7 protein-coding genes are annotated in these 10,077 nt (G+C 38.6%); 5 read left to right on the forward strand and 2 right to left on the reverse strand.

Translation table 11 applies throughout. The features are described from left to right. Positions 1-151 precede the first annotated feature (151 nt). Together QZ135_RS23185 and QZ135_RS23190 are read right to left on the reverse strand one after the other, a co-directional pair. Complete coding sequence (locus QZ135_RS23185; protein ID WP_294615196.1) at positions 152-3,304, reverse strand: hypothetical protein; 3,153 nt, start codon at positions 3,302-3,304, stop codon at positions 152-154. A 401-nt stretch (positions 3,305-3,705) separates the two neighbouring features. Beyond that, a complete protein-coding gene (locus tag QZ135_RS23190) occupies positions 3,706-4,653 on the reverse strand; it encodes a site-specific integrase (protein WP_294615198.1) in 948 nt (315 codons plus the stop codon). Positions 4,654-4,864: 211 nt separating this feature from the next. Between QZ135_RS23190 and QZ135_RS23195 the strand changes: the two genes are divergently transcribed. From QZ135_RS23195 to QZ135_RS23215, 5 genes are all read left to right on the forward strand, one after another. Next, positions 4,865-7,930: a hypothetical protein gene (locus QZ135_RS23195; RefSeq protein ID WP_294615200.1), complete on the forward strand. Its 3,066-nt coding sequence runs from the start codon at positions 4,865-4,867 to the stop codon at positions 7,928-7,930. A gap of 409 nt (positions 7,931-8,339) precedes the next feature. Next, positions 8,340-8,603: a DUF3791 domain-containing protein gene (locus QZ135_RS23200; protein ID WP_294615202.1), complete on the forward strand. Its 264-nt coding sequence runs from the start codon at positions 8,340-8,342 to the stop codon at positions 8,601-8,603. Beyond that, the gene (locus QZ135_RS23205; RefSeq protein WP_294615204.1) at positions 8,600-9,118 is read left to right on the forward strand and encodes a DUF3990 domain-containing protein; all 519 of its coding nucleotides are present in this window, start codon (positions 8,600-8,602) and stop codon (positions 9,116-9,118) included. The genes QZ135_RS23200 and QZ135_RS23205 overlap by 4 nt, the downstream gene beginning before the upstream one ends. After that, on the forward strand, positions 9,115-9,327 hold the full coding sequence (locus QZ135_RS23210) for a DUF3791 domain-containing protein (protein ID WP_294615206.1): 213 nt from the start codon (positions 9,115-9,117) through the stop codon (positions 9,325-9,327). Before QZ135_RS23205 ends, QZ135_RS23210 begins: the two co-directional genes overlap by 4 nt. Before the next feature lie 55 nt (positions 9,328-9,382). Beyond that, positions 9,383-9,685, forward strand: a complete 303-nt coding sequence (locus QZ135_RS23215; RefSeq protein ID WP_294615208.1) for an STAS-like domain-containing protein — start codon at positions 9,383-9,385, stop codon at positions 9,683-9,685. Positions 9,686-10,077 lie beyond the last annotated feature (392 nt).

Raw genomic sequence — 10,077 nt, forward strand, 5'->3', positions numbered from 1 at the left:
GAGGCCATCCCCCACTGGGGACAGCCTCACACAACAACATTTTACTTTTCACGATGGTGAAAAAAAAGGACTATTCTTCACAGAGTAGTTGTTTTGTAAAAAAAAGTATGCCCCGAAGGACATACTCTTTTTATTTAGTATCTAACAATCTTTATTTAGTACCAGGAGTTCCTGAGTTAGGCTCTACAGTTACTTCATAAACATTGATCAGAGTCTTCCACTTGTAGCCGTATTCAACCGGGATGAACAGCTTGTATGCCTTGTTAACCGGAGTACCGCTATAGTTGTAATAAGTAAGAACGTCTCTAATCAACTTGCCATCACCATTGATGTCTTTATTCTTTTCAAACTTGATTTCAACGTTTGCAGGCAAGCTACCTTGAGTGTAACCTTCTGACGGTTCGAGATTACCACCTTCAGGTTTCAAGTTAGTCTTGATCTTAGTAACATCCAAAGTTACACCATCAGGCATCAATGGCCAACCAGCTTCTCTTACCTGGAAGAAGTCATACAATTCTTTCGGCAGACCAGTTGTATTAGCTACAATCTGATTGTTGTCATTCCAAGAATAGTAAGTGAATGCGTCAGTTACATCAATTGTACTACCTAAGTTCTGAGCATCGATGAAGTTCTCAATTTTACCCTTCTTAACTGTCAACGGTTCGATGATGTTAGCTTCGTATGCCTTAACTGTAGCTACATTCTTGCCATTACCGCAGATGTCAGCAACCAAGTTAATAGGAACGATCTTACCAACTAATGCCTTAGCAGCTTCTGTCGGCTGGTTAGTGAAGTCTGCAACATCATGATCAGGATCTGCTTCTTCTAACTTAATGTTATAAGTCATTTCAGTCGGATTCAACAGATTACCTACGTGGTTTACGATAGTTGCAGCCACTTCACCGTCGAGACGCAATACTGTATCGTCGTTAGTTAACGTAGCAGTATACTTACTACCATCTTTCTTGGTATACGTGTAGTTAGCAAGTCTTGCTTTGTCAAATACAAATCTTACACCTAAGTCGTTGTAATAAATACCATTAGCATTTACTCCACCGAAAGCAGGATAGAAGAACTGTTTGCCAGATACATTCTTATCTGTGTAATATACTACACCAGCAGCACCTTCAGTCGGCTTCTTATATTGGTCATTCAAGAAACCATTCAACAAGTCGGTATAGATATTACATGTTGGGTTAGGCTTGTTATCTGGAGTAGTATTCCATGCCGGGTTAGATTCCTTAGAACCATAAACAATCGGGTTGATGTTGAATACTTCATATACCTTGTCACCCTTCCAGTAAGTACCCATATGGCCCCAAACTCCCAGAGCAGGCATGTATACAGTTCTTGTCAAAGTGATTGTGATATCAGCATTGATACCCTTAGGATCTTTGTAAGTAACAGTTTTAGTAAATTTCTTTTCTTGCTGTCCAGGCCAGAATGCACCAAGAGTAGCTTCATCCAATGTCCACAGGATATTGTGAGATTCAACACCTTCTTCAGGATTTGGAACATCTACAGCAACACCATCACCAGCACCTTCTACAAATAGAGTATAGATAGAATGGAATTCATTCTTAGTCATACCACCTTCTTTAGCCTTATGATAAATCAATGTATTCATCATTTCTGTGTTAACGCGGTTTTCAACAGCGCAACTGAACAGAACAGGGTCAAAGGCAACAGGCAGAGTCTTACCTTCCATAGTCCATTTAACTTTGATATAACGTTGAGCAATCAAAGCATTACCATTCAAAGAGTCAATCAAAGTAACACAAACGATAGGTTCACGACCTACAGCTGTAGCTGATTCTGGGATATTGTAAACCTTAGATGTCATCATACCATTGATCGGAGAATCAATCGTAGCAAACTTCTGCTGGTCAGTCTCATTAGTGTTATCACCTTGAGGGATGTAAGCTTTATTAGCTAGACGGAAACGGAATGTTAAACCATATTCTTTATAGTTATCCAAACCTTCGTGAGCTTTATGATCAGCTGCACCTGCATCAGTTACGCAAACCTTAACCAATTTCTTCAAGTCAAGAGGTTTGTCATAAGCTTGATAAACGTCAATAAGCTTATTTGCATCAGATCTATACAGACACATTGAGTCATGGTAGTGAACATAGAAATCACCCTTACCATCATTCTGGATTTCGTCAGCGAAGTTACCAGTAGTCGGTTTGCTGTAATCTGTTCTCATGTTCGTAAGGTAAGGTACTTTGATAAGTTCCTCGATACGAGCATATTCAGAGTTTACATAAACACCGTCAATTGTACCTGCAGCAACATCCTTAGCTTCATCTTCTGTATAGTTAGCTTCTGCAATAGGAGCTTTCAGAGATGCCATATAGAATGTTTCCTTAGAACCTGTTGGGTTAACAGTGTTAAGCTGTGTAGTCAAGAAGCTCTTTTCTTTCTTGAAGGTTACTTCCAATACACCGTCTTTATCAATGTTGTAGTTGGTAACTTCAATAGGTTTATTGTTTGTGATAGCAACACCAGCAGCATTTCTGGTTATGATGTTCTCAGACTTGATACCGTCAAATGAAGGCAACTTAATGTCTTGAGTGCTTACACCTACACTAGGACTTACATGGAAGTAAGCTTTATTCGTTTCTGTAGAGATGTAACGAGTAGCACTGCCATTACCAACGTGGTCAAGAACTGTACCAGCATGTTCAGTTGGATTATTATGGTCAGCTACTACCTGATAGCTCTGCGGAGTATATTGCAAAGTAGTGAAAGTGATAGCAGCGATACCGTTAATATGAGTAGTCGGAATTACAGCCAGACTAGTCAAACGGTGTCCGATCAACTTAACTACTTCGTCAGTCAAAGCTTGAACCTTTGTAGACAAAGCTTGCAATTTCTCGTCAGTAACGAAATCAGCTTGCAGTTCTTTCTTCAGTTCAGCAACTTTTGCAGTTACGTCTTCCAAAGAAGCCAGCTTGTCGATTTGTTTTTGCAGATCAGACTGTGCTTTTTCCAAAGCAGCCTTCAATGCTTCAATCTCTGTAGATGAACCACCCTGTCCGGCTTTGTCCAAAGCTTCCTGAGCTTTAGTCAGCGCTTCTTCCGCTTTTGTCTTTGCAGCAGCAGCGTCAGCTTTTGCTCCATTGATGGAAGTCTCCAAAGCAGTAACCTTAGAGTTCAATTCATCAAGTGAGGCTTTTTTGTCCAGTTGTCCCTGTAGGTCTTTGATGTCGTCATCGTAGTCCTTACAAGACGTGAACGTTCCTGTAGAACCTGCTATTAAAGCTCCAAACAGGATTGCACTTAGAAATTTTTTGTTCATAATAAAAAAACTTTAAATTTATAAATTTAAAAAAATAAAGAATAATAAAAGTTCATACGTTAATCCTCGCCGTTTTTGCGCCGTTACTTTATAGGTAACAGAATGTGCTCTAAATGCAAAAACCGCCATAAAAACTCTTGGAAAACAGTAATTTTGAATTTAAATCTTTAAAATAGTTAAACGGAATATGACTCTCAAGTACTTTAATAATTTTGACGATAGCAAGAGGGAAATAAAAATGAAGGAATTTCACTGTAAATATCAGCATTTATGAATATAATGTATTGATATTGTGTAATGTAAGAAAAAAGAAGTGAGACAAGTAAAGGCAAAAGAATATATCCCGAGAAATATATACTTCTCGGTTAGATGAAAAATCCGACCATTTATCGAATAGATTTTTAGAAAATACTTGCGTATTCTTTCACGAATGAGATCACTTCTTGATTAGCATGGTCTATCTTTTGGTTTTGGAAAGGTTTTAAGTACGTTTCTGTAACCTTAATAGACGAGTGTCCCATCGCTTCCGAGATGATGCCCGGATGTATTTCACAATAATACGCCATTGTTGCCCAAGTATGCCTAATAGTATAGGAGCTTAGGTGAGCATTACTTTTCATATACCTATTTAATAAGGATAGTCGATGATTAAAGGCCCGTAATGCTGATTGATACTCATGATAGGCAGCCTCTGTACCTTCCGGACTAGACAGAAAAGGGAACAAATAGGGGGACTGTGCCTCTGCATTAGCCACTATACGTATCAATCTCATGGCTTCAGGAGTCAATTTAACAGTCAATGTACGCCCGGTTTTCCGTCTACGGTATTTTAAAACGTTGCCTTGAATATCGGTTTTACGCAAATATACTAAATCGACAAATGGAATTCCGCGCAACAAGAACATGAGAGCAAATATAATTTTCGTTCGCTGCAGTTCCAGAGGCAAGGTGGTATAGACAGGCATCTGTTCTGCTTCCTGTAGCAAATTCCCAATATCAGTGGCTTCCAGAGCTCTTCGTTGATCAGCACATACACTTGTATGCACATGCTTAAAAAGGCGTGGGATATACAGAGCATAACCATCGTCCACAGCTCGGTTATAAACAGCTCTTAATACTTTCATATAAGTAGAAACAGTATTCCAACTACATTTTCGTTGACGTAAATATATCTCAAAGCTTTTTAATAGGGTTGGATCTAATTTATTAAAAGGTATATCCCTATTATTATTAAATGTAGAAAAAGAGTTGCGGGCACTCCGATATACGTGCGCAGTGCCCCATTGCCCATTGGCTCGAAGCTCTTTAATAGTGGTGGATAGCATATCCAATAATAACTTTTGTTTCATAATAGAATCTTTTTTGAGTACATTTACTGTTTTTTTAGTGAATATCAGAAAAAAAACAGCTTTATTTGCACAATTATAGAAAATCAATTATATTTGCACGGTATTTTATGCCGTTACCTATAAAGTAACGGAATAGAAGTATATGCGGATTTTCAATAAGACTATTATTATTCTTTATTTTTTTAAATTTATAAATTTAAAGTTTTTTATTATGAACAAAAAATTTCTAAGTGCAATCCTGTTTGGAGCCTTAATAGTAGGTACCACAGGAACATTCACGTCTTGTAAGGACTACGATGATGACATCAAAGACTTACAAGGACAAATTGATGGTTTATCTGGAGACATCGCAAAGTTACAAAGTGACTTAAGCACTCTTGGAACTACTGTCAATGGGTTAACTTACGTGAAGAATGTAACTGTCAGTGGATCAGACTTGATAGTTACCGATCAAAATGGTAAGGAGCATAAGTATGCTGTCAATAGCAGCAATACTACCTACACTCTTGATGTTCAGCAGGAAGGTAACAAAATTACTATTATTTTGAAAGATCAGGATGGCAAAGAACAAAAGAAGGAGATTAGCTTTAGTGATAGTGAAAAGTTTGATGCCGGAGAATTGAAGATGGATAAGGATGGAAACATTACTTATAAGGGCGAAAAGACTGGCGTAACAATGCCTTCAATTCCGACTTTAACAAAGGTGGATTATACTGAAAATGGAGTTGTGCTTGGTTATGACTTGAAATATGGTAATAATGAACCTATTTGTCTTCGTATCAATGATATTCTTCCTATCACGAGTTTCGAATATATTCCTAATAAGATTTTGGCTAATTGGGGTGAACGCGTAATTGTATTTGAGAAGAATAATTATAATCCAGTTAAGATTGTTAGTGATGCTGTTGTAGAAGAAAGCAAAGTTATTAACTATCTACCGAATCAAGCTAAACCGGAATATCATGTTAATCCTTCGTCTGCAACAGAAGCTCAATTAGCTAATGAAGGTAAAGCTGATATTCTTGATAAAGAAGTCTCTTTGGTTACAAGAGGTACTAATACTGGTATTATCTCTTGGAAAGAGACTAAGATTGCAGGTGGTATCGCTACTGTAACATTAGAAGCAGATCCGAACAAGTTTACAACAGATAAGGAAAAATTGAATGAAATTGCTCTTCAGTTCACTACTACGGCTGGTAACAAAGTTACTACAGAATATGTAGGTGTTATTAACAAGGCTGAAAAGATTAAGCTTGTTTTGGCTGACAAAGAAGTAACTGCACTCACGCCGAAAGACGATGCTTGCCATTTTGCAACTTCAAAGAAGGATGCTGAAGGCCAAGCAGCTAAAATCGGTAATGACAATAAGGGGGATAAAAATAATGCTCACCTTGTTCAAGAAGTTGGGTATGCTGCATCTACTTCTACTGAAGGTATTGATTTGAAGACTTTAGTTACTACTTGCAATACCGCAGACGCTGCAGGACACAAATTCTTTGACTATGCTGCTCATTCTGATATATATGAATTGACATTCTATCCTGAGTCTTATAAAGTAAACAACACTCCGCAGGAGCAATATATGACTTTGGAGAATGGAATTTTCCATGCAAAGAATTATGGTGGTGTAGATAGAAGTGCTATTGGTAAAGCTCCTATTGTACGTGCAGAGTTGAGAGACAAGACTAATAATAATGCTCTTGTTGCTGCTGCTTGGATTAAGCTGTTAATTGTTGAAGATACTAAGGTTACAGAAGCTGATTATGTTGCTGAACATGATACAATTGTAGGTTTGGGTTGCAACGTTGATGGAATCTTAATGACAACTACCGATGAATTCATGAGTGCTCATGTTTATAATTTCATCAACAATAGTAAGTTAGAGGCTTTGAGTAAACAACAGTGGCATCACATTTATGCGTTCAGTCAAGCTGCAACTGCTGAATATAAGAACATTGCTCCAAAGAATGGTCAGTGGACAGTTAATGCAACTGAATACGATCCTCAGAATGAGGCCAACCAGGTTGTAAAATTTGCAATGACCGGTACATTCGAAAAGGCAAAGAACGTTTACGAAGCTTATGCTGTATTTGCTAAGACTACAGATGCTAACAAACTAGCTAATGTAACTAATAGTAGTGCATATCCTGCTAATGTCGTAATTAAGTATACAGTTACTGTTAAGGACATTGACTTTACAGCTCATACTCCGACAGATGCGACCGCCGCTGGTTCTAAGATTTCTAACTTGTGGTCTACATTTAAAGGTCTGCCTGCTATTGATATTTACTGTGTAACTCCGGATAATGACGGCACAACAACTAAGGCGCTCATTGAGCAAGACTTATTGTCTAACTTCTATGGACGTACTGTGAATTTGCAGTATACTAAAGATGATAAATATATTGCTGATAACTATCCGTCATTTGTTCACGCTAACATGACTGCAGAATTCGTATTCTCTGCATTGAACGATGATCGTTTAGTAAATGGTAACGATGGCAATATTTATAGCTTGAAGGTTGTGAATGGTACCAAAATCCATGCTCTGTTAACTAAAGATGGTAAGGTTCTTGCTAGTGAAATAGCCAATACCAAGAACTTGGTTGCAGAACTGAGTGGAAGTGATAAGGTTGCGGAAAATTATAAGGTTGTATACCAGAAGAATGACGTAGCTAAGGCTGTATTGAACTATGACAAACGTGATGGTGCTGACATGTTCTATGCAACTATTGATTTGCAGTATTACAATGGTTGTGACCAATACGTAACTGTAACAGATGGCGCATTTAATGCTAAATTCATCCGTCCGGTCAACGTAAAAGGTAACGAAGGTAAATACTTCAACGATGGTAACAATCAAGGAGCTAGTGTTCTGAAACTTGGTGAACTAGTTGTTTTGAAAGACTGGCGTTTGGATAACGACTTGAACGATTTCGCTAAACATTTGAATTACTACAAGTACTATAATGTGAAAGCTATCAAGTTGCATGGTGATGCTAAGAATATCCAAACAGACTTGAATCACGCTGGTAAGTTCGAATCTATCGAGAAAGCATTCGGTTCTGTGGGTGCTGCTACATTACTGACATTTGATGCAAAAGAACAGACTTATAGTGTTGTTCCGACTGTTGCTCCTGATTTCGGTACTGTTACTTACCTTAATAAGGAAGTTAAGGTTAACGAACCGTTCTATTTGCGTATTCCTATTGAAGTCGTTTACGAATGGGGTACAGTAATAGAAAATATCGATGTCGAAGTTAAGGTTACTCTCTAATAGAGTAAAATAATCTTAATAAGATAAACGTTTTAAATAGAGTGTGCCCAGCTAGGGCACACTTTTTTAATAAGACAACTACTCTGCGAAGAATAGTCCTTTTTCACCATCGTGAAAAGTAAAATGTTGTTGTGTGAGGCTGTCTCTAGTGGGAGATGGCCTCACTCTTTTTATATAAGTTATCTGAAGCAGGTGCGTGTTTTTTTAGTCTTACTTGCCTATAAAACTTCTCTAAATATTAGATTATGTTTCTTTGTCAGTTTACTACTTGGCTTTCTGTTGCTAAGATCATGTTTTTTAAGAGTATTCTAAGGGAATTGCTAGGAGAAACAACTTTTTGTTCAACAGAATTGGGGTAAGTCTGGTTAGTAAGCATTATATTTGCAATCTAAGAAAGGAGACAAGAAGTATGACAAGTATGCAACGAATGACCGACGAACAACTGCGAATGATTTTCGCCGCCTCGTGCATCGAAGCTGCAGCCCGTCGCAAAGGTATATCCCCCACCGAGATGTACCGCCGCATGGCACGCATTGGCATGATAGAGGAGTATATTCTCCCCTACTATGATTTACTGCACACTCAAAGCCGTGAGTATATAACCGATACCACCCTCGAAACCCTGCACAACTGGGAAGTTGCGGGAAAAACAATGAAAGGAGGCAAACTATGAGCATTCTAGTCTATCATGGTGCAGCCGACATCGTAAGAAAGCCACTGGCATCCTATGGGCGTCCTGACCTTGACTTTGGGCAAGGCTTCTACGTTACTACTCTCCGTAGCCAGGCCGAACGCTGGGCGCAAATTGTCAACTTGCGCTTGTTGCGAGGTACTCCCTACCTTAACATCTATGAGATGGATATGGAACGTATCCGTCAAGTCTATCGTTGCCTGCATTTCGAAACCTATAATCGCGACTGGCTCGACTTCATCGTACATAGCCGCAAAGGATTGAGACCTTGGCAGGAATACGACTTCGTGGAAGGAGGCGTAGCAAACGATCGGGTAGTAGATACTGTGGAAAGTTATATAGCGGGAACTATGCCCGCCGAAATAGCTCTCGAACAGTTGGCACAGCATCAGCCCAATAACCAAATGTGCTTGCTTAACCAGCGCCTCATTGACGAATGTCTGCACTTCAAAGAATGTTTGCCCCTAAGTATTTCACAGAAAGGAGGTAAGTTATGATAAGTGACCTTCTCCTCTGGAACAAAATAGGACGTATCATTGTGCTGCTGGGTGAGCACCTCAATATATCTTCCGAACGTGCCCTCGGTATCTTTTATGAGTCCGACACTTGCGAACGGTTGCATGATCCTGAAACAGGACTGTATTTAATGGGTGACCTATATATTGTGAACGATGTAATTAGAGAACTGCAGGATAAAATGGGATAGGATGATAAGAATCTTCCTCTCCCTTGTTATTAAATTGGAAGAAGTTCTTTGTAATATGAAAACGACAGTATTCAAATTTATATCATTCGGTGAAAACCTTGGAACCCGAGTTTTGGGTGAAAAGGCTCGTCAGGATTTGATAGCAACTATCGAATCCGCTGAGTGTGTTATTTTGGATTTTGAAGGTGTGAATGTTGTTTCCAACTCATTTGCGGATGAGTGTATTGCAAAGCTGATCCCAATCATAGGGTTTGATAAGTTGAAGCAAAAAACCACTTTTAGAAATATAAATGACTTTGCACGGAAAAATGTTCTGATTGCACTTCGGCGGAGATTGTCTGTGACATGTTCAGAATGACTTAATATAGAAAGAGGCGATCTTTTACGAATATCGCCTCTTTTTGCTTTTCCCCAAACAAATCTCTTTTTGGGGCTTCTCTATAAAGATACAACATGACGTAAGAGAGCTTAAAAGCCGTTGTAATAAAACCAGATGAAGCAGAAAAGACACAGATGTATCGCTGTGACTGGAGGAAGAAATCTTGCTTTCCTGTCAATTCGCCTATTTTGCGTGAATGTTAAACACAATGCCATATTGAAAAAACATTTTGTTTTTCTTGTATATATGTAACTTATAAATTACCTTATACCCGTGACGTACTTAAAATACATTGAGGGGACTAATGGGTTATCTTTCGCTTGCATATTTTCGCTTTTCTCCTTTGGGATGAAACCTTGTAGGCTCAAAAT

Source organism: uncultured Bacteroides sp. (genome assembly GCF_905207245.1).
In the GTDB taxonomy this organism is placed as follows: Bacteria; Bacteroidota; Bacteroidia; order Bacteroidales; family Bacteroidaceae; genus Bacteroides.